This window comes from Ottowia beijingensis (genome assembly GCF_013423955.1).
GTDB lineage: Bacteria > Pseudomonadota > Gammaproteobacteria > Burkholderiales > Burkholderiaceae_C > Ottowia > Ottowia beijingensis.
The window spans coordinates 1,841,538-1,863,486 of sequence record NZ_JACCKX010000001.1 but is presented as its reverse complement, the minus strand read 5'-3'; the positions used below and the strand labels follow the sequence as shown (position 1 = coordinate 1,863,486).

The 21,949-nt window shown below is 63.9% G+C and carries 30 protein-coding genes and 6 pseudogenes; 24 read left to right on the top strand and 12 right to left on the bottom strand.

What is annotated here, in order from left to right:
* Positions 1–20 precede the first annotated feature (20 nt).
* The 7 genes and pseudogenes from H0I39_RS09370 (at position 21) to H0I39_RS09350 (ending at position 6,687) form a co-directional block, all read left to right on the top strand.
* Positions 21–1,193: an ATP-binding protein gene (locus H0I39_RS09370; RefSeq protein ID WP_180550307.1), complete on the top strand. Its 1,173-nt coding sequence runs from the start codon at positions 21–23 to the stop codon at positions 1,191–1,193.
* Positions 1,190–2,311 (top strand): annotated as a pseudogene (locus H0I39_RS09365) (glycosyltransferase family 4 protein); the annotation flags it as partial. The gene H0I39_RS09370 and the pseudogene H0I39_RS09365, both read left to right, overlap by 4 nt.
* A gap of 85 nt (positions 2,312–2,396) precedes the next feature.
* On the top strand, positions 2,397–3,647 hold the full coding sequence (locus H0I39_RS09360) for a glycosyltransferase (RefSeq protein ID WP_180550306.1): 1,251 nt from the start codon (positions 2,397–2,399) through the stop codon (positions 3,645–3,647).
* Positions 3,644–4,315 (top strand): annotated as a pseudogene (locus tag H0I39_RS24060) (FkbM family methyltransferase); the annotation flags it as partial. The gene H0I39_RS09360 and the pseudogene H0I39_RS24060, both read left to right, overlap by 4 nt.
* Before the next feature lie 214 nt (positions 4,316–4,529).
* Positions 4,530–4,844, top strand: coding sequence for a hypothetical protein (locus tag H0I39_RS22000; protein WP_257645723.1), 315 nt, complete (start codon positions 4,530–4,532; stop codon positions 4,842–4,844).
* On the top strand, positions 4,826–5,800 hold the full coding sequence (locus H0I39_RS21995; RefSeq protein ID WP_257645722.1) for a lipopolysaccharide biosynthesis protein: 975 nt from the start codon (positions 4,826–4,828) through the stop codon (positions 5,798–5,800). The genes H0I39_RS22000 and H0I39_RS21995 overlap by 19 nt, the downstream gene beginning before the upstream one ends.
* The gene (locus tag H0I39_RS09350) at positions 5,797–6,687 is read left to right on the top strand and encodes a glycosyltransferase family 2 protein (protein ID WP_180550304.1); all 891 of its coding nucleotides are present in this window, start codon (positions 5,797–5,799) and stop codon (positions 6,685–6,687) included. The genes H0I39_RS21995 and H0I39_RS09350 overlap by 4 nt, the downstream gene beginning before the upstream one ends.
* Here H0I39_RS09350 and H0I39_RS09345 read toward each other — a convergent pair.
* From H0I39_RS09345 to H0I39_RS23225, 5 genes are all read right to left on the bottom strand, one after another.
* Positions 6,656–7,717 carry a glycosyltransferase family 4 protein gene (locus tag H0I39_RS09345; protein ID WP_180550303.1) on the bottom strand — a complete coding sequence of 354 codons (1,062 nt, stop codon included), beginning with the start codon at positions 7,715–7,717 and terminating at the stop codon, positions 6,656–6,658. The genes H0I39_RS09350 and H0I39_RS09345 overlap by 32 nt on opposite strands.
* A gap of 67 nt (positions 7,718–7,784) precedes the next feature.
* Positions 7,785–7,907: an AlbA family DNA-binding domain-containing protein gene (locus H0I39_RS09340; protein ID WP_257645721.1), complete on the bottom strand. Its 123-nt coding sequence runs from the start codon at positions 7,905–7,907 to the stop codon at positions 7,785–7,787.
* Between the two features lie 27 nt (positions 7,908–7,934).
* On the bottom strand, positions 7,935–8,189 hold the full coding sequence (locus H0I39_RS23235) for a UDP binding domain-containing protein (RefSeq protein WP_307776797.1): 255 nt from the start codon (positions 8,187–8,189) through the stop codon (positions 7,935–7,937).
* Positions 8,081–8,596: a nucleotide sugar dehydrogenase gene (locus H0I39_RS23230; protein ID WP_307776796.1), complete on the bottom strand. Its 516-nt coding sequence runs from the start codon at positions 8,594–8,596 to the stop codon at positions 8,081–8,083. The genes H0I39_RS23235 and H0I39_RS23230 overlap by 109 nt, the downstream gene beginning before the upstream one ends.
* Positions 8,593–9,240: an NAD(P)-binding domain-containing protein gene (locus tag H0I39_RS23225; RefSeq protein ID WP_307776795.1), complete on the bottom strand. Its 648-nt coding sequence runs from the start codon at positions 9,238–9,240 to the stop codon at positions 8,593–8,595. Before H0I39_RS23225 ends, H0I39_RS23230 begins: the two co-directional genes overlap by 4 nt.
* A 408-nt stretch (positions 9,241–9,648) precedes the next feature.
* Between H0I39_RS23225 and H0I39_RS21990 the strand changes: the two genes are divergently transcribed.
* The 3 genes from H0I39_RS21990 (at position 9,649) to H0I39_RS09325 (ending at position 10,670) form a co-directional block, all read left to right on the top strand.
* On the top strand, positions 9,649–9,984 hold the full coding sequence (locus H0I39_RS21990) for a hypothetical protein (protein ID WP_257645720.1): 336 nt from the start codon (positions 9,649–9,651) through the stop codon (positions 9,982–9,984).
* Complete coding sequence (locus H0I39_RS21985; protein WP_373368337.1) at positions 9,918–10,301, top strand: pilin glycosylation ligase domain-containing protein; 384 nt, start codon at positions 9,918–9,920, stop codon at positions 10,299–10,301. The genes H0I39_RS21990 and H0I39_RS21985 overlap by 67 nt, the downstream gene beginning before the upstream one ends.
* Positions 10,302–10,421: 120 nt before the next feature.
* Entirely contained in the window at positions 10,422–10,670 is a 249-nt protein-coding gene (locus tag H0I39_RS09325; RefSeq protein ID WP_180550301.1) for a type II toxin-antitoxin system Phd/YefM family antitoxin, read from the top strand.
* 131 nt (positions 10,671–10,801) lie between these two features.
* Here H0I39_RS09325 and H0I39_RS09320 read toward each other — a convergent pair whose 3' ends face one another.
* A complete protein-coding gene (locus H0I39_RS09320; protein ID WP_373368276.1) occupies positions 10,802–11,221 on the bottom strand; it encodes an addiction module antidote protein in 420 nt (139 codons plus the stop codon).
* Positions 11,222–11,302: 81 nt separating this feature from the next.
* Between H0I39_RS09320 and H0I39_RS09315 the strand changes: the two genes are divergently transcribed.
* Entirely contained in the window at positions 11,303–11,572 is a 270-nt protein-coding gene (locus H0I39_RS09315; RefSeq protein ID WP_257645718.1) for a CopG family transcriptional regulator, read from the top strand.
* A 1-nt stretch (position 11,573) separates the two neighbouring features.
* Positions 11,574–12,002: a TA system VapC family ribonuclease toxin gene (locus H0I39_RS09310; RefSeq protein ID WP_180550300.1), complete on the top strand. Its 429-nt coding sequence runs from the start codon at positions 11,574–11,576 to the stop codon at positions 12,000–12,002.
* Positions 12,003–12,247: 245 nt separating this feature from the next.
* On the opposite strand, the gene H0I39_RS09305 is transcribed toward H0I39_RS09310, so the two are convergent.
* Positions 12,248–12,724, bottom strand: coding sequence for a Uma2 family endonuclease (locus tag H0I39_RS09305; protein WP_257645717.1), 477 nt, complete (start codon positions 12,722–12,724; stop codon positions 12,248–12,250).
* A gap of 183 nt (positions 12,725–12,907) precedes the next feature.
* Between H0I39_RS09305 and H0I39_RS09300 the strand changes: the two genes are divergently transcribed.
* The 3 genes from H0I39_RS09300 to H0I39_RS09290 all read left to right on the top strand — a co-directional run bounded on the left by H0I39_RS09300 (position 12,908) and on the right by H0I39_RS09290 (position 14,374).
* Complete coding sequence (locus tag H0I39_RS09300) at positions 12,908–13,552, top strand: pilin glycosylation ligase domain-containing protein (RefSeq protein WP_180550299.1); 645 nt, start codon at positions 12,908–12,910, stop codon at positions 13,550–13,552.
* A 190-nt stretch (positions 13,553–13,742) separates the two neighbouring features.
* The gene (locus H0I39_RS09295) at positions 13,743–13,991 is read left to right on the top strand and encodes a type II toxin-antitoxin system Phd/YefM family antitoxin (protein ID WP_180550298.1); all 249 of its coding nucleotides are present in this window, start codon (positions 13,743–13,745) and stop codon (positions 13,989–13,991) included.
* Positions 13,988–14,374, top strand: coding sequence for a type II toxin-antitoxin system VapC family toxin (locus H0I39_RS09290; protein ID WP_180550297.1), 387 nt, complete (start codon positions 13,988–13,990; stop codon positions 14,372–14,374). Before H0I39_RS09295 ends, H0I39_RS09290 begins: the two co-directional genes overlap by 4 nt.
* Before the next feature lie 32 nt (positions 14,375–14,406).
* Here H0I39_RS09290 and H0I39_RS09285 read toward each other — a convergent pair.
* Positions 14,407–14,990: pseudogene (locus H0I39_RS09285) on the bottom strand (Uma2 family endonuclease).
* A gap of 155 nt (positions 14,991–15,145) precedes the next feature.
* On the opposite strand from H0I39_RS09285, the gene H0I39_RS09280 reads away from it, so the two are divergent.
* The 4 genes and pseudogenes from H0I39_RS09280 to H0I39_RS21980 form a co-directional block, all read left to right on the top strand.
* Positions 15,146–15,469, top strand: a complete 324-nt coding sequence (locus tag H0I39_RS09280) for a hypothetical protein (protein WP_180549134.1) — start codon at positions 15,146–15,148, stop codon at positions 15,467–15,469.
* Positions 15,403–15,801 (top strand): pilin glycosylation ligase domain-containing protein, encoded by a 399-nt coding sequence (locus H0I39_RS24720; protein WP_506329698.1) that lies wholly within the window; start codon positions 15,403–15,405, stop codon positions 15,799–15,801. The genes H0I39_RS09280 and H0I39_RS24720 overlap by 67 nt, the downstream gene beginning before the upstream one ends.
* Positions 15,753–16,079 (top strand): O-antigen ligase family protein, encoded by a 327-nt coding sequence (locus tag H0I39_RS24715; RefSeq protein WP_180549132.1) that lies wholly within the window; start codon positions 15,753–15,755, stop codon positions 16,077–16,079. The genes H0I39_RS24720 and H0I39_RS24715 overlap by 49 nt, the downstream gene beginning before the upstream one ends.
* A pseudogene (locus H0I39_RS21980) lies at positions 15,989–16,537 on the top strand (Wzy polymerase domain-containing protein); the annotation flags it as partial. The gene H0I39_RS24715 and the pseudogene H0I39_RS21980, both read left to right, overlap by 91 nt.
* Positions 16,538–16,871: 334 nt before the next feature.
* Here H0I39_RS21980 and H0I39_RS09265 read toward each other — a convergent pair.
* Positions 16,872–16,994 (bottom strand): annotated as a pseudogene (locus tag H0I39_RS09265) (cyclic pyranopterin monophosphate synthase MoaC); the annotation flags it as partial.
* A 440-nt stretch (positions 16,995–17,434) separates the two neighbouring features.
* Between H0I39_RS09265 and H0I39_RS09260 the strand changes: the two are divergent.
* Genes H0I39_RS09260 through H0I39_RS24710 form a run of 4 tightly spaced genes read left to right on the top strand, consistent with a single transcriptional unit; the run spans position 17,435 to position 18,882 of the window.
* On the top strand, positions 17,435–17,893 hold the full coding sequence (locus H0I39_RS09260) for a DUF3987 domain-containing protein (RefSeq protein ID WP_308645816.1): 459 nt from the start codon (positions 17,435–17,437) through the stop codon (positions 17,891–17,893).
* Positions 17,848–18,258, top strand: a complete 411-nt coding sequence (locus tag H0I39_RS24055) for a DUF3987 domain-containing protein (RefSeq protein ID WP_180550295.1) — start codon at positions 17,848–17,850, stop codon at positions 18,256–18,258. Before H0I39_RS09260 ends, H0I39_RS24055 begins: the two co-directional genes overlap by 46 nt.
* Positions 18,191–18,448, top strand: a complete 258-nt coding sequence (locus H0I39_RS09250) for a DUF3987 domain-containing protein (protein WP_180550294.1) — start codon at positions 18,191–18,193, stop codon at positions 18,446–18,448. Before H0I39_RS24055 ends, H0I39_RS09250 begins: the two co-directional genes overlap by 68 nt.
* 59 nt (positions 18,449–18,507) lie before the next feature.
* Positions 18,508–18,882, top strand: coding sequence for a hypothetical protein (locus H0I39_RS24710; RefSeq protein WP_506329677.1), 375 nt, complete (start codon positions 18,508–18,510; stop codon positions 18,880–18,882).
* Positions 18,883–19,060: 178 nt separating this feature from the next.
* On the opposite strand, the gene H0I39_RS21975 is transcribed toward H0I39_RS24710, so the two are convergent.
* The gene (locus tag H0I39_RS21975; RefSeq protein ID WP_506329676.1) at positions 19,061–19,363 is read right to left on the bottom strand and encodes a MobA/MobL family protein; all 303 of its coding nucleotides are present in this window, start codon (positions 19,361–19,363) and stop codon (positions 19,061–19,063) included.
* Complete coding sequence (locus H0I39_RS21970; RefSeq protein ID WP_257645714.1) at positions 19,360–19,722, bottom strand: MobA/MobL family protein; 363 nt, start codon at positions 19,720–19,722, stop codon at positions 19,360–19,362. The genes H0I39_RS21975 and H0I39_RS21970 overlap by 4 nt, the downstream gene beginning before the upstream one ends.
* A gap of 298 nt (positions 19,723–20,020) precedes the next feature.
* Here H0I39_RS21970 and H0I39_RS09240 point away from each other — a divergent pair, with 298 nt between their 5' ends.
* A complete protein-coding gene (locus H0I39_RS09240) occupies positions 20,021–20,626 on the top strand; it encodes a DUF3223 domain-containing protein (protein ID WP_180550293.1) in 606 nt (201 codons plus the stop codon).
* A gap of 325 nt (positions 20,627–20,951) precedes the next feature.
* Here H0I39_RS09240 and H0I39_RS09235 read toward each other — a convergent pair.
* Positions 20,952–21,937, bottom strand: a pseudogene (locus tag H0I39_RS09235) (recombination directionality factor).
* Positions 21,938–21,949 lie beyond the last annotated feature (12 nt).

Sequence of the window (21,949 nt, the reverse complement as noted above, 5' to 3'; positions counted from 1 at the left end):
AATCATCGAATTGTATAAAAATGTTTTCGCGCCAACTCGCCGATACGCTGAAACGCCTGGCCACCACCTTTCCCGTGGTGGCGGTAACCGGCGCGCGCCAGTCTGGCAAGACCACGCTGGTGCGCCAACTGTTCCCGGACAGGCCCTATGTGAGCCTGGAAGACCCGTCCGAGCGCGCCTTCGCGGCCGAGGACCCGAAGGGCTTTCTGGCTCGCTTCTCCTCGGCGGGGGCCATCTTCGATGAGGCGCAGCGCTGGCCGGATCTTTTCTCCTGGCTGCAAGGCATGGTGGATGCCGACCGCGCCCCCGGGCGCTTCGTGCTGACCGGCTCGCAGCAGTTCGGCCTGCTGTCCGGCATCAGCCAGACCTTGGCCGGGCGGGTCGGGATGACCCGCTTGCTGCCCTTGGCGCTGGGTTCCGAACTGCCGCTGGCGCAAGTGCGGCAGCCTGGCCTGGATGCCCTGATGCTGCGCGGCTTTTACCCGGAGCTGCATGTGCACAACGTGCTGCCGCAGGACTGGTTTGCCAGCTACGTGGCCACTTACGTGGAGCGGGACGTGCGCCAGGTGCTGCGCGTGCAAGACCTGGCCACCTTCCAGCGCTTTCTGCGCCTGTGCGCGGCACGCACGGGGCAATTGCTCAATCTGAGCGCATTGGCGGGAGAAACCGGCATTGCGCACACCACGGCGCGGGCCTGGCTGTCGGTGCTGGAAGCCAGCGACATCGTGCACCTGCTGCCGCCGTACCACCGCAACTTCGGCAAGCGCCTGGTCAAGATGCCCAAGCTGTACTTCGTGGACGTCGGTCTGGCCAGCTGGCTGCTGGGCATCGGCAGTGCCGATCTGCTGGCCTTGCACCCGCTGCGAGGCGCGCTGTTCGAAACCCTGGTGGTGGGCGAGTTCATGAAGGCGCGCCTGCATGCCGGGCAGCCGCCTCAGCTGTATTTCTGGCGGGACAACAACGGGCTGGAGGCCGACCTGGTCTTCGAGGTGGGTACCCGGCTGCAAACGGTGGAGATCAAGTCCGGGCAAACGGTGACGCCCGACTACCTGCAGGCCGCCCGCAAGGCCACGCGCTTTGCCGGTGACGAGGCTCTGCAGCCCTGGCTGGTGCATGGCGGCAGCGACAGCTACGAGCGCAGCGGCGTGCGTGTGCTGGGTTGGCAGGACGCGCCATACCAGGACAAGCCATGACTGGTGCAGCGGCTCGGCGCCCCGTTTTGCTGGTTCTTGCGTCCACCTATCCCCGATGGACGGGCGACCCCGAGCCCGGTTTCGTTCACGAACTGTCCAAACGCCTCGCCGATGACTTCCGGGTGATCGTGCTGGGCCCCCACGCACCCGACGCCAAGCCGCGCGAGATGCTGGAAGGCGTGGAAGTGGTGCGCTACCGCTATGCGCCCGAGCGTTGGGAAACGCTGGTCAACGATGGCGGGATCGTCACCAACCTGAAGCTGCAGCGCTGGAAGCTGCTGCTGGTGCCTGGCTTTGTTCTGATGCAGGCCTGGTGCGCGTGGCGCTTGTGCCGGCGCGAGAAGGTGGACGTGGTCCATGCGCATTGGCTGGTTCCGCAGGGGCTGATCGCCGCCGGGCTGGGTCGGCCGTTTCTGGTGACTTCGCATGGCGCCGACCTGTACGCGCTGCGCAGCGGGCCCATGCAGGCGCTTAAACGCCTGGTGCTGCGCCAGGCGCAGGCGGCGACGGTGGTGAGCCGCGCCATGCGCGATGCCGTGGCAGCGCTGGGCGCAGATGTTTCAAAGGTGTCTGTGGTGCCGATGGGCGTAGACATGGCCGGGCGCTTTGTGCCCGACGCTGCGGTGCAGCGCTCGCGCAGCGAGCTGCTGTTTGTGGGCCGTCTGGTCGAGAAGAAGGGGCTGCGCTATCTGCTGGACGCCTTGCCCGCCGTGTTGCGCGAACGGCCCGACGTGACGCTGAGCATTGCCGGCTTCGGGCCGGACGAAGAGCGGCTGAAGGCGCAGGTGCACGAACTGGGCTTGCAGGATGCGGTGCGCTTTCTGGGCGCGGTGGCGCAAAGGATTTGCCCGCGCTGTACCGGCGCGCGGCGCTGTTTGTCGCGCCCTTTGTGAGGGCGGAATCCGGCGACCAGGAAGGGCTGGGCCTGGTGCTGGTGGAGGCCATCGGTTGCGGCTGCCCGGTGCTGGCCGGTGACGTGCCCGCTGTCAGCGATGTGCTTGCCGAGAGCTGGCGCATCGATGTGCGCGACACACGGGCGTTGGCCGCACGCATCGTGCAGATGCTGGCTGATCCCACCGCATCGATGAACCAGGCCCAGGAGGCGCGTGGGCGTCTTGTGAGCCACCTAGGCTGGGATCAGGTGGCTGCGCGTTACGCAGGTTTGCTGCAGAGCGCCTTGCCTCGTGACGGCGGTATGACCCCATGAGCGACCAGTCGGCTTTCTTGCCCCCGGAGCCGCAGAACGATGTCGAATGGCGAGCGGATCGAAAAAACCCATGCGTGCTGGTGCTCGTCGACGCCTTTCCCGTGCCTTCCCAGACTTTCATTCTCGATCATGTGCTGGGCCTTGCCAGGCACGGCGTGCACGTGACGCTGATCGCGCGAAAGGTGGACACGGCGGCAGCCGAGCGCCTGCAGTTGCCCAACGATCGGATTCAGCTACACGAGGCGCCACGGTGGTCGCTGCGCGCTTTCAGGAATCTTGCCGGGGTCATGCTGGCAAACCCCCGTTGCGCCCTCAGCCTCCTGCTGCTTCGCTGCGCCTGGCACGCGGCGCGCCTGATGGACACGCCTGCTGCGGCTGGTGACTGGGATGCCGTGCATGCCCATTTCGCCAACAACGGCATCGTGGCGCTGCTGGCCTGCCCCGGCTGGAAGCGGCGCTTGTTGGTCAACTTTCACGGTCACGATGCCACCGCCCTGCCGCATCGGTACGGCTGGTGGTCGTTGCGCGTCATGCTAGGGTCTGGCCATGCCATCGTGCACAGCGATTTCATGGCCAGGCGCATCGCCGCCCACACATCGATGAACGTCCACCGCGTGACGATGGGTGTGGATACGGGCAGGTTCTGCTCGCCCATGCGTGGACGCGAATGGCCGCGCCCACTGAGGCTGTTGTTCGTCGGTCGATTGGTGCCAACCAAAGGCGCCGACGTGGCGCTGTCGGCATTGGCGCTTTTTCGCGAGCGCCACCCTGAATACGACGCCCGGCTTTGTCTGGTGGGCGACGGGCCGCAGAAGCCTGTGCTTGAGCGCCTCGTCGCCGAACTGGGGCTTGAAGCGGTGGTGGAAGGGCCATCCCTCCTTCCGTATGGGCAAATGCCTGACGCCATGGTTCGGGCGGACGTCCTGCTGATGCCGTCGCAGATTGGACTGGACAAATCGCAAGAAGCGTTTGGGCGCGTGGCCATCGAGGCGATGGCCTGCGGCATCCCCGTCGTGGGCTGCCCGAGCGGTGGCTTGGCCGACACCATCGGGCCGGGCGGTGCTGTGGCAACCGGGTTCGACGCTTCTGGTCTCTGTGAAGCCCTACATTCCGCACTTGTCCAGGCCACTCCCGAGGCTTGGCAACGGGTGACGACGGCGCGCGCGGCAGCGCAAAGCCTTGGGCGGATGGAGGCCGACTACCTTGGCCTGCTCGCGATGATCGAGAAGGAAAACCGCCAACCATGAACGCACTTTCAACCGGACAGCCTGTACTGTCCATTCCCTATCTCAGATTCTTCGCAGGCCGTCTTCGGATGTGGGTTTCGCGCAAGCTGGAGTTGGGTGCAGGCCAGCGCCGCATCCGCCTGTTCACGCTGGACAACGACGTCATCGGCCGCCGGATACGTACCCAGGGTGCCTATGAGCCGGAGGTGCTGGCGGCCATCGATGCCGTCGCGGCAGGTGCTGGGCGCAGCGCGGGTGTCGCGCTCGATATTGGCGCCAATATCGGCAACCATGCCGTCAGCATGGCTCGCAGCTTCTCGCGCGTTGTTGCCTTTGAACCCCACCCGGTCATGGCAGCGGCCTTGCGCGCCAATGCCCTGCTGAACGGCTGCAGCAACTTGCAGGTGATGGAGATGGCATTGAGCGCGCACGTGGGGGATGGCGTCCTGCAACAGCAGCGGCCCGATAACAGCGGCACGCTTGAGCTGGCGGCAGATGGCGCCTCGGCGATGGATGCGCCTGGCCGGGTGGCCGTGCAGTTGATGCGTGGCGACGATGTGCTGGACAGGGTGCTTGAGCCCGGCGAGCGCGTCACGTTGATCAAGATCGATGTCGAAGGGGCGGAGCTGCCGGCCTTGCAAGGTTTGGCGGCCTGTTTGCAGCGCGATCACCCGGTGATCTGCTTCGAGGTTCGCCATCCTGCCGAAGGTCAACTGGTCCGCGCCTTCCTGGAAGATGCCGGGTATCGGGATTTCAGGCCATTCGCGCATCCCGCATCGGGCTGGGCTCGCTGCACCGCTTGCTCACCCGCGCCGGGCGCAGCAAACACTACCAGTTGGAGCCGGTCGCCGAGTTCGAGGATCGCCACTATGCGGCGGTGTTTGCATTCGCTGCGCAGTCCGCATGACGCACCGCATGGGCGCGGAAGCGCTACGGCAGTTTCTTCGCCGCGCACTGGATGGCCCGCAGTTGTTCGTGGTGGCCTCCCAGTTGATGCGGGTGGGTTTGTTGACGCTGTATCTGTTCGCCGGCACGCGGCTGCTGGGGCCGGGTGGGTATGGCGCGCTGGCCACCGCAGTGGCACTGGCGGCCATTGGGGCCACGCTGGTGGGCTTGGGCAGCGGGATTGGCCTGGTGCGGCTTGCATCGCGGGACGCGGCGGTGTTCCCCAGGCTTGGGGTGCATGCCTGGCGCGGCATGTGGCCAGCGGGCTGCTGATCTTGTGCGCCTACGCGCTTTTTGCGGGTCAATGGCTGTCCGGCCCGCTGTTCGCCGATGCCTTGGTTCCAATCGGCATTGCCGAGCTGTTGCTGGTGCCGCTTATCTCTGCCGTGGGTTATGCCTTCATTGCGCATGCGCGTTATCGCATGGGCGCCCTGATCCAGAGCCTGCCAGCGGTGGCGCGGTTCCTGGTGGCGGCTGTGCTTTTGTGGCGGGGTGCCGCTCCCGATGTCGGCGCATTTGCCCTTTGGGTATTGCTGGCAATGGCCGCAGCTTGCGTCCTGGCGATCTTGCTGGCCTGTGCATGGCTGCCATGGCCCGCCTGCCCGCGCTTGCGGGCGGTGCTGACGCCGGATTACAGCGTGGCCTACGCCGGATCGAACCTGGTGAACAGCCTTGCAGGCGAGGCGGACAAGTTGGCCGTGTACCGTCTGACTTCCGCCGACCAGACGGGCATCTATTCGGCCACGACGCGCATCATGGCGGCCTTTGCCATCCCGTTCGGTGCGTTAATCCAGTCCCGCAGCCACCATTTGTTCGCACTGGGAACGGCCATCGGGCCAGGCCACATGCAGTTCTTGCGTCGCTATGCCATGGCATTCGCGGGTTATGGGGTGATCTGCGTGCTTGTCAGCCTGCTGGCGGCGCCTTACCTCGTCCGCTGGCTGGGGCCGGGGTTCGAGGCCGGCGGTGCGCTTGTGGCGATATTGGCGTTCTGGGTACCGCTCAATGGCTTTCGGCAACTGGTGGGCAGCCTGCTCACCACCAGCGACCGGGCCTGGCGCCGTTCCTTTTCCGACATTCTCACGACGGGGGTGTTCGTCGTTGCCGCCCTGGTGCTGGTGCCTGCCAATGGCGTGACAGGCGCAGCCGAGGCCAAGCTTGCGGCCGAGTTCATCGGCTTGATGGCGACGTTCCTCATCTTCATGCACGCCCGCAAGACTTCCCGATGAATCTCTCCGAACACGTTCCCCAGATCAGCGTGATCATTCCGGTCTTCAACGACTTGAAAGGTTTGACGCGTTGCCTGCAACGGCTGGCTGATCAGCAACCGGATACGTCTGCCTTCGAGGTGATCGTGGTTGACAACGGTTCCACACCGCCGATCGAGGTGGCTGCGGCGCTGCCATTCCCGGTCAAGCTGGTACGCCATGAAACGCCGGGTTCCTACGCGGCGCGCAATGCCGGTGTCCGTGCATCGAGCGCGGATGGCCTGGCGTTTACCGATGCGGACTGCTTGCCGGCGCCCGATTGGCTCCGCGCGGGCCATGCCGCGCTGCTGGCGGGCAACGGTGGCCGCATCGTGGGCGGCGAGGTTTTGTTCACGCCCGAAAGCAAGCCGACGGCCGTGGCGATGTACCAGCAACTGATGGGGTTCGGGCAGGACAGCAACGTGAAGGAAAAGGGCTTTACCGCCACGGCCAATCTTTTCTGCACGCGTGCGCAGTTCGACGCGACAGGCCCTTTCGAGGAGCGATTGCTCTCTGGCGGCGACCGGGAGTGGTGCTGGCGCGCGACGAAACAGGGCTTTGCCGTGTGTTACACGCCGGAGGCCGTCGTGATGACCCCGGCCCGATCCAGCCTGCGCAGTGCCATGAAGCAGGCGCGACGGGTGGTGGCGGGTAGAAGATCCTTGCGCCAGCTTGGCTTGGCCCATGCCGGTACCGCCGCTCTGGCCAAACAGCGGTCAGCATGGCAGGCGGTCGGCTGGATCCTGTCGAATCAAGACATTGGCTTCTTCGACAGGTTGCGCGTTCTGTTCGTGGCGGTTCTGATCAGGGTGGTTGCCATGCTGGAAAGCCTGCGGCTCATGCTGGGTGGCAAGCCCGAGCGCCTTTGAGGGCGGCCCCTTGTTCCAAGGCGGTGCTGTAGAGATGGGCGTAAGCGTCCACCATGGCTTCCACCGAAAAGGTTGATTCAATGCGCCGGCGTGCCGCGGCTGCCATGTTGGCGCAAAGCGCGGGGTCCGCCGCCAACATGCGCGCAGCCGTGGCAAACGCCTGCACGTCGTCTTGCGGGCACAGCAGACCGGTCACGCCGTCCTGGACGACTTCAGTGAGGGATGAGCCGCGTGTCGCGATCACCGGAAGGCCGCAGGCCATGGCCTCTGCCGCCACCAGCCCAAAGCCTTCGCTGCGCGATGGAAACAGCAGGGCGTCTGCGGTCTGCATGGCGGCCACGACGGCAGCGTCGCCTTGCAGGCGGCCAATGTCGTGCATATGGGCTGGCAGGTTCTGTTTGTCTTGTGCAGAGGCAGGCCCGTCGGTGTAGTGCAACTCAAAACCCTCACCCAGTTCGCGCAGGATGGGCGCGAGCAAGTCCACGCCTTTGCGCGCCATCCAACTGCCCACGTACAGCAGCCGAAAAGGTTCGCCCGTACCTCGCTGGCGCACACCTGGCACGAACAGGGCGGTATCCACGCCGTTGTAAATGACGTGCATGGGGGCATCCAGCAGGGTTTGCCGAGCGGTATCTGCGACGAACTGGCTCACTGCGGATATGCCGTTGGCGCGGCGCAGAACACGGCGCTCGTTGGGTGCAATCCACAGGCGGTGATAGGCAGAGCGCAGCACGCCTTTGTAGGCGCTGGCGGCCGGGTGATGCACGGAATGGTGGAGGGTGGCGAGGATGGGCAGTTTCGGGGGCAGAAAGCGCGGGTGCAGCCAGGTGTTGACATGCGCGATGTTGGCCCACGCCGGTGGCTGCGGTATGGCCACTGTCCAGGGGGCATATTCGGCACGCAATGGCAGCCAGGTGATTGCTGCGCGCAGGCCGCGCGCCTGCAAATCGGTTGCGAGGCGCTCGGTGAAGACGTCGGTGCCGGTGCCCGTGCGTACTGTGGGAAACCAGATGGCGGGTTGCCTATTCATGTGCAATGCAGATTGACAGCGGCGGCACGCGTCACGCCAAGCACCTGCCGTGTGTCGTCCACCCCGATCACCAGCCGCCCGTCGCATTGGCGAAGGCCACGAGCGTTTTGAGCACGTTGCGCGGCGATGACAGGTCGCGTTTGAACTCCAGCATCTTGCCTTCGGGTTGCTTCAGGAGTGGAGCGATCATGGGGGCAGGCAAGGCAGGCAGATCAGCCTACGCGCTGACGATGTTGGGTGCGGACGTCCAGCGTCCCCGCGTGTCCACGATCAGCTGCGCATGGCTTTTCAGCAGCGCGTAGTCAAATCCATCGTGATCGGTGGCGAGTATCACGCAGTCGTAGCTGGCCAGGGTTTGGGCGCTCAATGGCACCGACTCCAGATCGAAGTGATAGTCCCGCTTGCGCGGGAACACCGGCACGTGCGGGTCGCTGTAGCCGATGTGCGCGCCCCTGGCTTGCAGCAGGTCCATGATTTCCACCGCAGGCGATTCGCGCGTGTCGTCGATGTTCTTTTGTAGGCCAGCCCCAGCACCAGGATGCGGCTGCCCTTGACGGCCTTGCCACGCTCGTTCAGCGCGTCGGCCACCTTGCCGACCACCCAGTGCGGCATGTGGTGGTTGATCTCGCCGGCCAGCTCGATGAAGCGGGTGTTGACGCCGTACTCGCGTGCTTTCCAGGTCAGGTAGTAGGGGTCGATGGGGATGCAGTGGCCGCCCAGGCCGGGGCCGGGCTTGTAGGGCACGAAGCCGAAGGGTTTGGTGGCGGCGGCGTCGATGACCTCGTGGATGTTGATGCCCATCTTGTCGGCGACGATCTTCATCTCATTGACCAGACCGATGTTGACGCTGCGGTGGATGTTTTCCAGCAGCTTGGTCATTTCGGCAGCGCGGGTGCTGCTGACGGGCACCATGGTTTGAATGGCGTGCTGATAGAGCGCTGTTCCCAACTCCAGGCAGCGCGCAGTGGTGCCGCCGATGATCTTGGGGATGTCCTTGGTTCCGTAGTGGGGTTGCCTGGGTCTTCGCGCTCGGGCGAAAAGACCAGGGCGCAGTTGACGCCGGGCTCCAGCCCGTGCGCGCGCAGACGCGGCGCCAGCACTTCGTCCGTGGTGCCTGGCCAGGTCGTGCTCTCCAGGCTGACGAGCTGTCCTGGGTGTGTGTGGGGCAGCGCTGCTTCGACGGTATTGACAATGAAGCTCAGGTCCGGCTCGCGGTGGCGGTTCAGTGGTGTGGGAACGCAAATGATGAGGGCGTTAACTTCAGAGGTTCGGGCAAAGTCGGTTGTGGCCTCGAAACCCTGGTCGAGAGCGTGCTGTATGCGGTCCGGGGTGATGCGCTCGATGTAGCTTTGACCTGAATTCAGCAGCGCTGCCTTGCTTGTGTCGATGTCAAAGCCGACGACTTTGAGCCCGACCTCACTGAATCTGAGTGCCAGTGGCAAACCGACGTAACCCAGGCCATAGATGCCGACGACGGCGGATTTCTGGGCAATGCGGTTTCGTAGGACGTGAAGAGTTGACATGGGGCGGATCTGGGGCGGGACGTGTGAATGCCAGTGCCCATGGCACATGCATCCTGCATGATGCCAGCACTGACGCGCTCGTTTATCAACGCTTGGTGTTTGTCGCTGAGATGTCGATGACAAACTTCTCGCTTTATCGACGCTGTTGCATCAAGGGCAAATGCCGATCGAACAGGCTGGGCAGCCGATATGCCATGGAAGGCATGGGCGGCGTGTGCAAGCTGCGTGGGCGCCGGGAAATCGCTGCAAGAGCGGTGGCGTGCGCGTCATCTAGTCGTCCACGCTGATGGGCACAAGACGGGTGGCGGGCGGTGATGACATGGCACCGTCCTCCAGGGTATGGGCAGTCTAGCTGGGGCGCTGCGCGGGTGCCGAGCCCGCGACGCCGCTTCGGCACAATCCGCCCCCATGCAACCCTTGGTTCGACGCACGCTGCTGGCGTGCCTGCTGGCGCTGCCCTGGCTGTGGCCGTTCACTTACGGCCCGGTGGCGGCGACGCTGCCCTACCTGGCTTCGGCCGTGCTGGCGGCGCTGGCGCTGGCGTTGTGGCCGGCGCGCGATCGCGCGGGGGCGGTGGCTGCGGTGGCGGGCGGCTGGCTGGCGGCGGCGCTGCTCAGCAGCGGGGTCGCGCTGCTGCAGTACTTCGATCTGGAGGCGGCGCTGTTCCCTGGGTCAACATCGCGCAGCCGGGGCAGGCGTTCGGCAACCTGCGGCAGCCTAACCAGCTGGCGTCGCTGCTGGTGATGGGGCTGCTGGCGCTGCGCTGGTGGGTGCAGGCGGGGCGCGTGCCGATGGGCGCGGCGCTGGCGCTGGGCGCGCTGCTGGTGTCGGCGCTGGCGGCCACGGCCTCGCGCGTTGGGCTGGCGGGAAAATGGGGTCAGATCACGATTTCAGACTTCATTCGTCATATGGGCGCGGACTTGCCCGCGATCAAGCGTTCGTGGCGAAGCGTCGTCTTATCGCGGGCGAGCCCGCTCGTGCTGCGCTGTCTGAGGCTTTTCGCTAAAAACTTGCCTCTCAGGCGCCGCGCAGCGCAGCGGCCACAAAGGCTTCGGGGGTGAGCACGGGGCCAGGCGCAGCTCGGCATGGGCGGCAAGCAGGTTTCACAACAGCCGCACGACGATGGTTGACGCCGGATCTTAGCCAGACTAAGCTAGTCTTCCTTCATAAGGAGTTCTGCTATGCAACCCGTCAACATGCTGGAAGCCAAGTCGTCCCTGTCGCGGCTGGTGGAGGCCGTGGAACAGGGGCAGGTGCCCGAGGTCGTGATCGCCCGCAATGGGCGGCCGGTGGCGCGGCTGGTGCCTTTGGCCGACGCACCGGTGGGACGGCGAATTGGCGTGGCGCGCGGTCGGTTCGTGGTGCCGGACGACATTGACGTGCACAACGCCGAGGTGGCGCGTCTGCTGATGGGCGGTGCGGCGCGATGAACCTGCTGGGAAAATTGGGGTCAGATCACGATTTCAGGCCGTGACCTTGCGTGACACGCTCGCTGCCACGGTGGACTGCTCATCACCGCAAGCGTTGGGCAGGCGGGCTGGCCCCCGCCTGAACACCCGCCTCAAGGCCGGGCCTGCAAGGACAGCTTGTACCCCATGGCGCGGATGACTTTGAACAGCGTTTCGCTGCTGGGCGCGCGTTCGCCCGACAGGCTTTCGTACAGGCTTTCGCGCGACAGGCCCGTGTCGCGGGCCAGTTGGGTCATGCCGCGGGCGCGGGCAATGTCGCCCAGGGCGGCGGCCAGTTCGGCCGGGTCGCCGTCTTCGAGGGCCTGACGCAGGTACTCGGTGATTTCCGCCTCGCTGCCGAGGTAGTTGGCCATATCAAACGGCCGGGTCTTGATCCGGATGGTGCGTTGCTCATCTTGCAACTCCAGCGCCATGGCTTTGGCGCGCTCGATATCGCTTGTTGTACAGCTCGGCGTGCAGGGTGTCCTGTGGTGCAGCTGCAGGTATTCGTGCAGGCTGCTTGGCGGAAGCATCAAGTCGCCCTCCGGGGCCGCACCAGCTGCGTCCGCCAGGGTCGATATGCGTGATGTGTTAGCATCAAGCATCACATCAACATGCAGGACACAGTCATGCGAACTACCCTGGACATTGCGGATGACGTCTTGTTGGCGGCGAAGGAGTTGGCCCGGCGGCAGAAAAAGCCCCTGGGCGAGGTAATCAGCGAGTTGGCGCGCCAGGCGTTTGCCGCGCCAGAGGCGCCGCCGGTGGTGGTGTCGCGCACGGCAGAGCCGCTGGCGGCTTATGGCATTCATCCGCTGCCGGCGCGGGGAGCCATCATCAGCAACGCGCTGATCGACCGCCTGCGCGACGAAGAGGGTGTGTGAGGTGCGGGCGCTGCTCGATGTCAATGTGCTGATCGCGCTGCATGACAGCGATCACGTGCATCATGGCTTGGCTTCGCGCTGGTTTCAGGCGCATGCCGGGCAGGGTTGGGCCAGTTGCCCGCTGACGCAGAACGGCTGCCTGCGCATCATGGCGCAGCCGGGTTACCAGCAGCCGCAACCACTGCGCACGTTGGTGGCGATGCTGGCGCGCTCGACAGCGGCACCGTTCCACGAGTTCTGGCCGGACGATGTCAGCCTGCTGGATGCCGCGCGCTTTGAGCACGGCCATATTCACAGTCCGCGCCAGTTGACCGACTTGTACCTGCTGGCGCTGGCGATGCGGCACGGCGGGCGACTGGTCACGTTTGACCGGCGCATGCCCTTGAGCGCGGTGCCGGGCGCATCAGAGGAGCATCTGGTGGTGCTGTGAGCGCCGAAATCCAGCAGAAGCATGGCGCTTGGTTATTCGGGGTCAGATCACGATTTCAACCCACCAGCTCCGGCAAATCGGCGTAGATAACCCGAAGGCCGACGCTGGCCCGCAGGCAGAGCCGGTTGAAGGCGTCGTCCGGCTGTGCCAGCCGCTGGTGCGTCCAGCCGCCATCGTCGCCGCGCTGGAGTAAAAATGGGGTAAAAATGGGGTCAGATCACGATTTTTGGTCCGCCCACCCGGGGTCACGCGACGCTCAAATCCGCTAGGTCGACATAAATCTCGCCCAGCGTGACATGAGCACCCAGGCATTCCAGCGTGAGCACGTCGCCCGGCGCGGTCAAGCGTTGGTGCTGCCAGCGGCCGTCAGCGGCACGCTGATACAGGTCGGCTTGCAGGCTGTCCTGGCGCAGCAGCAGGTATTCGCGCAGGCTCGGCAGCAGGCGGTAGGCCAGCAGCTTTTCGCGCGTGTCGATGTGTTCGGTGCTGGGCGAAAGCACTTCCACCAGCAGGCAAGGGCGGCGCACGTACATCGGTTCGCGGTCGGTGGGGTCGCAGGCGAGCACCAAGTCGGGGTAATAGAACCAGCTGCCGCTGTCGTGGTCGATACGCACCTTCATGTCGGCTGTGAACAGCTGGCATCCCTTGCGGCGGGCGTGGGGCAGCAGCAGGGCGCTGAGCGAGAGGGCCAGCAAGCCGTGCGCGCGACTTGCGCCGCCCATGGCGACGATCTGGCCGTCGAGGTATTCGTGCTTGACCTCGGCGCGCTGCTCAGCTTGAGATAGTCGTCCACGCCAAGGCGTTCGAGCGGGTGGATGGCGGCGTTCATGGGCAGTCCTTCGAGGGCTAGGCCGTCAGTGTAGGCGGCGGCGGGTGTTTTGCCCACGCCGGGCAGGGCCGAGGGCATGGGCACAATCCAGCCCATGTCCTTTGTTCCTCTGTGCGCACTGCTGGTGGCGCTGCCCTGGCTCTGGCCCTTTACCTCTGGCCCCGTGGCGGCTACGCTGCCGTATCTGGCGGGCGTGACGGTGGCGGCTGTGCTGCTGCTGGCGTGGCCGGCGCGGGCTTCGGGGCGAGATGCGCCCCTGCGCGCAGTGGCCGCGGGCTGGCTGGGGGCGGCGCTGGTCAGCAGTGGGATCGCGCTGCTGCAGTATTTCGATCTCGAGGGTCCGCTTTTCCCCTGGGTCAACATAGCCGAGCCGGGGCAGGCGTTCGGTAATCTGCGCCAGCCCAATCAATTGGCTTCTCTCCTGGTGATCGGGCTGTTGAGCTTGCGCTGGTGGTTGCGCAGGGGCCTGAGCAACCGGCTTGCGGCGGGCATGGCCACGCTGCTGCTGACGGGACTGGCGGCCACGGCCTCGCGCGTGGGTCTGGGGGAAAATTGGGGTCAGATCGCGTGCGGCCTTGGCCAGCCAAATGCACGGGAAAATGGGGTCAGATCACGATTTCAGACTTCATTCGTCATATGGGCGCGGACTTGCCCGCGATCAAGCGTTCGTGGCGAAGCGTCGTCTTATCGCGGGCGAGCCCGCTCGTGCTGCGCTGTCTGAGGCTTTTCGCTAAAAAAACTTGCCTCTCAGGCGCCGCGCAGCGCAGCTGCCACAAAGGCTTCGGGGGTGAGCACGGGGCCAGGCGCGGCTCGGCATGGGCGGCAAGCAGGTTTCACAACAGCCGCACGACGATGGTTGACGCCGGATATTAGCCAGACTAAGCTAGTCTTCCTTCATGAGGAGTTCTGCTATGCAACCCGTCAACATGCTGGAAGCCAAGTCGTCCCTGTCGCGGCTGGTGGAGGCCGTGGAACAGGGGCATGTGCCCGAGGTCGTGATCGCCCGCAATGGGCGGCCGGTGGCGCGGCTGGTGCCTTTGGCCGACGCACCGGTGGGACGGCGAATTGGCGTGGCGCGCGGTCGGTTCGTGGTGCCGGACGACATTGACGTGCACAACGCCGAGGTGGCGCGTCTGCTGATGGGCGGTGCGGCGCGATGAACCTGCTGCTGGACACGCATGTGGCGTTGTGGGCCCTTGCCGACAGCCCGCGCCTGAGTGATCGTGCGCGCGCGCTGATCGAGTCGCCGGCGGCCACGGTGTGGGTGAGTGCGGCAACGGTGTGGGAGATCGCCATCAAGCATGGCCTGGGGCGTGGCGACATGCCGGTGTCGGGGCAGGAGGCGCTGGGCTACTTTCAGGAGTCGGGCTATCGGCTGCTGGCAGTCTTGCCGGAGCACGCCGCAGCGGCGGCGGACCTGCCGCCCCATCATCAAGACCCTTTCGACCGCCTGCTGGTGGCGCAAGCCCTGACGGAGCCGCTGCGTTTGCTGACGCACGAGGCGATGGTGGCGCGGTACAGCGACACGATCATCGAAATATAAAAACTGGAACGCCTCGAGGCTCGGTCGCGATTTCAACCCATGAGCTCCGGGATATCGGCGTAGATGTCCCGCAGGCTGACGCTGGCCTGCAGACAGAGCAGGCTGAAGGCGTCGTCCGGCTGTGTCAGCCGCTGGTGCGTCCAGCCGCCATCGCCGCCGCGCTGGTACAGCTCGGCGTGCAGGGTGTCCTGGCGCAGCAGCAGGTATTCGCGCAGGCTGGGCAGCAGGCGGTAGGCGAGCAGTTTTTCGCGCGTGTCGATGCGTTCGGTGGAGGGCGACAGCACTTCGACGAGCAGGCAGGGGTGCGCCGGTACAGGGGTGATTCGCGGTCGGCGGGGTCGCAGCTCAGCAGCAGGTCGGGGTAGTAGAAGTAGCTGGCACCGTCGTGGTCCAGGCGCAGCTTCATGTCGGCCACGAAGAGCTGGCAGCCCTTGCGGCGTGCGTGGGGCAGCAGCAAGCTGGCAAGTGACACCGTCAGCAGCCCGTGCCGGTCGCTCGCACCACCCATGGCGACGACCTGGCCGTCCAGGTACTCGTGCTTGATGTCGGTCTGCTGCTCGCCGAGCAGATAGTCGTCGACGCTGATGCGCTCGAAGGGGTGGGTGACGGCGTTCATGGCTGTGGCAGGTGGAAAGGGTGCGGCCTGACAGTGTAGGTGCCGACGGCGGATTGCCCAAGGCCGCGGCGGCTGCCCGCGCCCGGCCTGCCGCGCTGAAGACGAACCTCAATGCAGCGCTGCCCCAGCCCCCGCGTTGGGCACAATCCGCCCCCATGCCGATCATTCCCCTGTGCGCCGTGCTGCTGGCGCTGCCCTGGCTGTGGCCGTTCACCGCCGGCCCCATGGCGACCACGCTGCCGTATCTGGTGGCGGCGGGCGTGGCGGCGGTGCTGCTGGTGCTGTGGCCGCGCGATGCCGAGCGCGGCGCGACGGTGGCGGCCACGGGCTGGCTGGCGGCGGCGGTGCTCAGCGCGCTGATCGCGCTGCTGCAGTATTTCGATCTGGAGGCGCCGCTGTTCCCTGGGTCAACATCGCCCAGCCGGGGCAGGCCTTCGGCAACCTGCGGCAGCCCAACCAGCTGGCGTCGTTGCTGGTGATCGGCGCGCTGGCGCTGCGCTGGTGGGTGCAGGCCGGGCGCGTGCCGGTGGGCGCGGCGCTGGCGCTGGGCGCGCTGCTGATGGCGGCGCTGGCGGCCACGGCGTCGCGCGTGGGGCTGGTGGCGCTGTTGTCGTGCGGCATGCTGGTGGCGTGCTGGGCGCTGCGGGCCGGCCGCGGGCAGCGCGCGGTGCTGGCGGTGGGGGCGCGGTGGCGCTGTATGTGCTGGCGGCGCTGGCCTTGCCGCAACTGGCGCAGTGGGCCGATGGCGTGGCAGGGCGCGACATGCTGGAGCGCCTGCGCACGGGCGAATCGACCTGCGGCAGCCGCCTGATCCTGTGGCGCAACGTGCTGCACCTGATTGGCCTGAAGCCGTGGACGGGCTGGGGCTGGGGCGAGCTGGATTACGCGCACTACATCACGCTGTACGAGGGCGCGCGCTTTTGCCACATCCTGGACAACGCGCACAACCTGCCGCTGCACCTGGCGGTGGAATTGGGCGTGCCGGTGGCGCTGGCGGTGTGCGGGCTGGTGGCCTGGCTGGTCTGGCGCGGACGCCCGTGGGCCGAGCAGCACCCACGCGCCAGCTGGCCTGGGGCGTGCTGGCGGTGATCGGCATTCACAGCCTGGTGGAATACCCGTTGTGGTACGGGCCGTTCCAGATGGCGGCGGTGGTCTGCGCGTGGCTGCTGTGGGCCACGCGCGATGGCGCGCGCGATGCGGCGCCGGGGCTGCGCGCGCTGCGCTACCCCGTGGCCGCGGCGATGCTGGCGGCGGTGGCCTACGCGGGCTGGGATTACCACCGCATCAGCCAGATCTACCTGCCGCTGGAGCAGCGCGCCGCGATGTACCGCGACGATGCCATGGGCCACGCGCAAAAGTCCTGGCTGTACGCCGACGCGGTGCGCTTTGCCGAGGTGACCACGCGCCCGGCGGTGCGCGACAACGCCGCGTGGATGCTGCCTGCCGCGCTGCGCACGCTGCACTTCTCGCCCGAGCCGCGCGTCGCCATCAAGGTCATCGAAAGCGCCACGCTGCTGGGGCGCGACGATATTGCGCTGGCGCACCTGGCGCGCTTTCGCGCCGCGTTCCCGAAGGAGCACGCGCAGTGGGTGCAGGACAACGCCAAGGTGCTGCAAGGCGCGCGAGAGCAGTTGCAGGGGCGAGTGCGCCGTAAGCCAGTGTCGGCGCAAGCAGGACTTGCGCAGGGCGGGCACTGCATCGCGGCCAAGGCCGACCCTACAGGTCAAGCATTTATTGGGGGAGTATGCGGTGCTAGCGCCCTACGGACGGGCGCTGCAGGCTGCCATCATGGGGAGTATAGGCTTCCTGTGGTGCGCAACGTTCTGTGGGAGCGGGCTTGCCCGCGATGGGGCGCATCGCCTCCCGCAGAGGTCGAATGCGTCACCCAGCCACGTAGCTGCCCGACTTGCCGCCGTGCTTCTCCAGCAAGCGCACGCCGGTCATCACCATGCCACGGTCCGCCGCCTTGCACATGTCGTAGATGGTGAGCAGGGCGACCTGCACCAGAGGGAAGCCGCCATTTCAAACAGCCAAAATTCAAGGATCGACCCAACGCGGGTTGGACAAAAATTGGACAAGGAAGCCTTGTCCGACAATTGTACGTTGCGCCGCTGCAGGATGACCTCGGTAGCGGTCAAGCGCCCTTTCTCGGCTGGCGCAGCACATAGTTCACTGGCGAAGAGGCATTCTTCGACTTGGCCCGCCACGGATAGTGATCCAGCGGCTCCTTGGCTCCATGGCTGCGACCGAGCTAATTCATGATGCCATCGAGCATCGACCTCCTTGAACCGGCTGAGTGCTTCCAAGGTCCGAGCCACCTAAATGAACAGGAACATGCAACCATCATTCAGATACCAAGTGAAGCCTGATCGGTATCCAGATACCCTTGGAAGGGCCGTAGACGATGTTGTGAAGGCGACTGGTGCACCGCGGCCCCTTGTAGAGTGTGCTGCACTGGGCGCACTGGCTGTCGCTGGGCAATCAATCGCTCGGGTTCAGCGTCCAGGCCTGCCTGGAACACCGCTGGGACTCTTCATTTTGTGGTCGCTGAGTCCGGCGAGCGCAAGTCGACGGTCGATGCAATTTTCAGGAGAGATCTCCAAGAGTTGGAGGCCCGTTGGATGGCAGAGCACGACGGTGCTCAGCATCAGAATGCAGCTCAGGTCATTGCTTGGAACGAGCAAGTCAAAGGCCTAAAAGCAGAGATTCGGCGGGCTGCGGTGAGGAGGCCGGAATCTATCCAGGAGCTACAGCGACAGCTGGAGCGGGTGTTGGCAGGCCGGCCCGTGAAGCCGGCGCAGCCCCGACTGTTCTATGACGACATCAGTCCGCGTGCATTGCTGGAAGGTATGCAGCAATGGCCCGCTGGGGAGTGTTTTCTCCAGAAGGGGCTAGGCATCTGACGGGTCAAACAATGAGGGATCTCGAAACCCTCTGTCTCCTGTGGGGCGGGGAGATGGCGCGTGTGGAAAGAAGTCGAACGACGTTGATAGAGACGATTGATACATCCTTGACGATTTCTGTCATGGTTCAATCCAAAGCTTTCAAGCAGTTCTGTCAATCCAAGGATGAGATGGCCCGTAGTTCGGGTTTCTTGTCACGCTGCCTAGTCATCAATCCAGAATCCACTCAAGGTACGCGCACTTCCGGAGTGGCATTGGGTAACAGGGATGGTCTAGATAACTTTCTAGCGAGACTGCGTGAATTGGCAGAAGAGTCTCGCGCGACAATCAAAGGGAAAGAAGTCGGAGAAAGTTGTTTTTTCTGAATCTGCCCAAGACGAGCTGGATTCCTATGTGAACAAGAGCGAAAGCGGATCTCTTGTGGATGCAAAGTACGGGGCTATCAGGGACTGGGTTTCCAAATCGGGTGAGCATGTGACTCGTTTGGCTGGCTTGTTTCATCTTCTTGAATCAAGCGGCGACGAGATTGGAGAGGATATCCTCAAAAGGCGATAGCATGGGTTGAAGATTTCAAGGGCGAGCATCTTCGGCTGTTTGGATCATTTGGGGTTTTTGTGGAGGATTATGAAGATGCAAATACTCTTTCCAAGTGGCTGAGGAAAAAGAGAGATAATTATCCGGCTAGGGCAACGTGGACTGTTCGTGAGTTGAGGCAATATGGTCCCGTGTTTATGCGCGCAAAATCCAACGGGAGGCTGGAGCGCGCGCTGGAAAATCTCCGGGAGAATAACATCATAAGCTTTCACTCTCTGTCGAATGGCGTGGAACTCTGCTACCTAAGGCGTGATTGGGATTTTATTCGGTTGGATCCGCAGGTGGTAAAGGAAATAAGCGATAGAGAAGCAAATATCAACAGAAGGAAACCTCAGGCTAAAGCGCACACAGGAGCTTTCGGCCTCATGGATAGCTCCAAATATGACCTCCTGTAGTGCACCCTTCCAGTGCGCATGCACTGCTGTCTCCTCGTTGTTTTTCGGGCATTACGATTCTGAGCAGTTACATTGCTCTAGGAAGAGCCCTGCCGTAGTGTTTCAAAGAAATCTATGACGTCATAAGCGACCCGGCTACATCTGCTACGCGTAGCAGATGTAGCGGGATGTCTTGACGTTATTTGATTAGAAGACGAACACGCCGGGGCCCGAGGTGTACTTCTGGAGCATCAGCTATCCCGCGCTGAATGTGAGACCTGTGATCTACACGACTTTCGTGACCATTTTGCTCTAAGTGACAATTTATCAGTCGTGCACACTCTGCACGCAACGCACTGACCTCTTTGGTGAGAGCGTTACGATCCTTGCCGCCACTTGTTTTTCTGCATCCGCCCAATCCTGGGTCGCGCGCGTTGTATCGCCTGAAGTGAGCCTCTGGCAACCTATCGATGCCGTCGGTTACCCTGTCAGAAAACATCAAATGAACATGAGGCTGCGGTCCACCCTCCAAGGCCGCTGATGGGGAATGAATAGCCCATTGGTAGGTTTTTCGCCGATGACGCTCTGAACCAAATTCTTTACCAGCTCTATATTTTGTTCGTTGCTTAGCTCCCTGGGTAGAGCAAGCTCTATTTCTCGATATGCTGCTCCGTTGAGACGCTCATAGCGGTCTGCAGTGCGCCAGAATGTTCTTGGTGAGCCGTGCGCCCAAAAGGGAAGATTCCCTGATTCCTGGGCCACCAGGTGATCGGCTCCCGGCTTTCTTCCAAACCTTCCTATGCGTGCAATGTAGTCTGAATGTGGCAGGGCCTGTCCCCGCTTTCCGCTCTTGATGCTCATGTGAAATGTCGCCATTCGTGTACTCCAAATGAATAAGGCCTCTTTAAGGGACTTTGAGTGGGGATTGATGAGAAACGGTAAGTGCGCATCCATTTCTACTCTCTGTAGAACAAGAATCTGAGCTCTTATCGATGAATCCATTTCCCATAGCATTTGGTTATGAATAATTATTTCATTGAATATATCTTCTTCGTATTGATTGGCAGGAATGCAGACTGATTTCAAAATATACTTTTATATACATATGAGAGGTCTTTGCCTTTCGGTTCCATATTGTTATATTTAAAAGGAGTTTGACATGCCAGCTGCCATTCCAGTGGTACTTGACCACAAGACCTTCACCAGTCAGAACAAAGCCCGTCTGCACTTTTCTGAAATGCTTCACAGATACAAGGTGGGCGAGACGGTGAGCGACGTCGACAGGCAGGAGCTACAAAGCCTGCTCAAGCACCATCCACTTCACGACGCGACTGCGGCGATTGATCACATTGCTGTAGCCAAGAGCGGCTTTGGCCGCGAATGCTTTATGGCCGTAAGGCCGGACTGCACAACGCAGCGGCTTTCCTACGTGGGTTGCATTCGCCACAGCGCGCAGCCCGAAATAGAGGAGGAGCCGCATCAGCCGGCACCACAGCAGGCTGCTCAGGGCAAGGAGTTGTCGCCGACGCCTCAGAGGAAAGCAGGCAAAAACAAACCGAGGGAAAGCAATGACTGCGCCCATGCTGGTATCGAAGGTGCGCGATCCCTGGGAGCGGGATGTCTTGACTCGCTTGGAGCTCTCTTGAAGCAGCTGGGGGCGAAGCCGGGCTCCATCACAGAGGTGCGGTTCCGATGGGGTAGCCGGACCATTCAGCTGTCGGACTATCTGCCCTTGGTAGACGACGGCGTAGTTGCTCTGCACTAGAGTGCTCCCAAGCCCAGAGCCGAACTCGCCCCTTGCTGTTCTGGGCAGATGCCGATCAACCGGGAAGGCCGGCTTTGTTCTGGTCGCACAGTTTCGGTCGAAGCTCGGCCATCAACGCCGTTGAATCTCGGGACTTCATTTCCGCTAGTCCTGCACCGCCAGTGGAAGCATATGAAGCACACGTGCCGGCTATCGGCGTTCTTGCCGCGGATGTAGAAGCACATGGCTGGTAGCTCATCGGACACGATGCGCTCCTCCGTCGCACCCACACAAAACACCAAAAAAGAACCCCGAGAACGCCAAAGCCCTCGGGAGTCCTTCAAGCCTAGAACCGAGACCTGGCAGCAGACTCTGAGGGCCTTGCACGCACCTCATGGATCTCCTGTGACCCGCTCCCCTGCCGCCGCAGCCTGCGCTCCAGCTTGGCTTCCAACGTGGCCCTCGAGGCTTCATCGGCCTGGGTCTCCTGCCCATCGGCGTCCGGGTAGAACTCCTCCACCACGGCCGCCCCTTCTTCTTCCGACTCCTCGAACGCCCCGGCCGCATAGCCTTCACGAGCGGCCTCATCCAGCGCCCACTGGTCAAACCCCAGCTGCTTGCGCCGTTCATCCTCCTCGCCGGCCTGCACGATCGCCTGCTCCAGGCTCATGCCCGCAGGTGTCGTCAGATCCACGTAGTAGATCGGCGTGCGGTGCGACATCGTCGTCGACTTGCCCCTCAGGCGCAGCGTCAGCGGCAAGGACGCCAGCATCCCGCCCGACACCGCCTTGAAGTAGGCCAGGCGCGCTGCCAGCGTGCGGATGCTGTTGAAGCCCGTGGTTCGGAACACAAAGGTTCCCAGCCCGTCGTCCTCTCCTGCGCCCGCTCCTGCACCTGCTTCTACTTCCGGCGCCATGACCCGCACATGCAGCCGCCCATACGGCTTGCAGCGCCCCTCCTGCCCCAGGGGCAGGCCGCCGGCGTCGGACACGGCAAACTCTCGATGCCTTGCTCGGTCACCCGCTTGCAGCGCTCCCCATCGCCCACGCACCAGGGCCGGCCGGTGCTCCGGTCGAACAAGGTGAAGCTCGCCCGCAGGTTCAGCTCCGGCGCGCCGAACACCAGCCGCACCGGAATGCTGCGCAGCTTGGCCCCGTCCTGGCGCAGCGCCGCATCCAGCGGATGCCGCACCCAACCGTCGAGACCCTGCACCTGGCTGGTCAGGGTGAACTCATCGTCCTTCTCCGGCAGGCGCTTGCCGTTTCGCTCCACCACGCGCCCAATCGAAATCCGCCCGATCACGGGCGGGGTCATGGCCAATCCTTTCAACATGGCTGTTTCTCC

Excerpts from the sequence above, each read along its gene's own strand:
- H0I39_RS09370 (WP_180550307.1), top strand. The coding sequence starts at position 21 with ATGTTTTCGCGCCAACTCGCCGATACGCTGAAACGCCTGGCCACCACC.
- H0I39_RS09360 (WP_180550306.1), top strand. The coding sequence starts at position 2,397 with ATGAGCGACCAGTCGGCTTTCTTGCCCCCGGAGCCGCAGAACGATGTC.
- H0I39_RS22000 (WP_257645723.1), top strand. The coding sequence starts at position 4,530 with ATGACGCACCGCATGGGCGCGGAAGCGCTACGGCAGTTTCTTCGCCGC.
- H0I39_RS09350 (WP_180550304.1), top strand. The coding sequence starts at position 5,797 with ATGAATCTCTCCGAACACGTTCCCCAGATCAGCGTGATCATTCCGGTC.
- H0I39_RS09345 (WP_180550303.1), bottom strand. The coding sequence starts at position 7,717 with ATGAATAGGCAACCCGCCATCTGGTTTCCCACAGTACGCACGGGCACC.
- H0I39_RS09340 (WP_257645721.1), bottom strand. The coding sequence starts at position 7,907 with ATGATCGCTCCACTCCTGAAGCAACCCGAAGGCAAGATGCTGGAGTTC.
- H0I39_RS23235 (WP_307776797.1), bottom strand. The coding sequence starts at position 8,189 with ATGGACCTGCTGCAAGCCAGGGGCGCGCACATCGGCTACAGCGACCCG.
- H0I39_RS23230 (WP_307776796.1), bottom strand. The coding sequence starts at position 8,596 with ATGACCAAGCTGCTGGAAAACATCCACCGCAGCGTCAACATCGGTCTG.
- H0I39_RS23225 (WP_307776795.1), bottom strand. The coding sequence starts at position 9,240 with ATGTCAACTCTTCACGTCCTACGAAACCGCATTGCCCAGAAATCCGCC.
- H0I39_RS21990 (WP_257645720.1), top strand. The coding sequence starts at position 9,649 with ATGCAACCCTTGGTTCGACGCACGCTGCTGGCGTGCCTGCTGGCGCTG.
- H0I39_RS09325 (WP_180550301.1), top strand. The coding sequence starts at position 10,422 with ATGCAACCCGTCAACATGCTGGAAGCCAAGTCGTCCCTGTCGCGGCTG.
- H0I39_RS09320 (WP_373368276.1), bottom strand. The coding sequence starts at position 11,221 with ATGCTTCCGCCAAGCAGCCTGCACGAATACCTGCAGCTGCACCACAGG.
- H0I39_RS09315 (WP_257645718.1), top strand. The coding sequence starts at position 11,303 with ATGCAGGACACAGTCATGCGAACTACCCTGGACATTGCGGATGACGTC.
- H0I39_RS09305 (WP_257645717.1), bottom strand. The coding sequence starts at position 12,724 with ATGGGCGGCGCAAGTCGCGCGCACGGCTTGCTGGCCCTCTCGCTCAGC.
- H0I39_RS09300 (WP_180550299.1), top strand. The coding sequence starts at position 12,908 with ATGGGCACAATCCAGCCCATGTCCTTTGTTCCTCTGTGCGCACTGCTG.
- H0I39_RS09295 (WP_180550298.1), top strand. The coding sequence starts at position 13,743 with ATGCAACCCGTCAACATGCTGGAAGCCAAGTCGTCCCTGTCGCGGCTG.
- H0I39_RS09290 (WP_180550297.1), top strand. The coding sequence starts at position 13,988 with ATGAACCTGCTGCTGGACACGCATGTGGCGTTGTGGGCCCTTGCCGAC.
- H0I39_RS09280 (WP_180549134.1), top strand. The coding sequence starts at position 15,146 with ATGCCGATCATTCCCCTGTGCGCCGTGCTGCTGGCGCTGCCCTGGCTG.
- H0I39_RS24715 (WP_180549132.1), top strand. The coding sequence starts at position 15,753 with ATGCTGGAGCGCCTGCGCACGGGCGAATCGACCTGCGGCAGCCGCCTG.
- H0I39_RS24055 (WP_180550295.1), top strand. The coding sequence starts at position 17,848 with ATGGCCCGCTGGGGAGTGTTTTCTCCAGAAGGGGCTAGGCATCTGACG.
- H0I39_RS21970 (WP_257645714.1), bottom strand. The coding sequence starts at position 19,722 with ATGAGCATCAAGAGCGGAAAGCGGGGACAGGCCCTGCCACATTCAGAC.
- H0I39_RS09240 (WP_180550293.1), top strand. The coding sequence starts at position 20,021 with ATGCCAGCTGCCATTCCAGTGGTACTTGACCACAAGACCTTCACCAGT.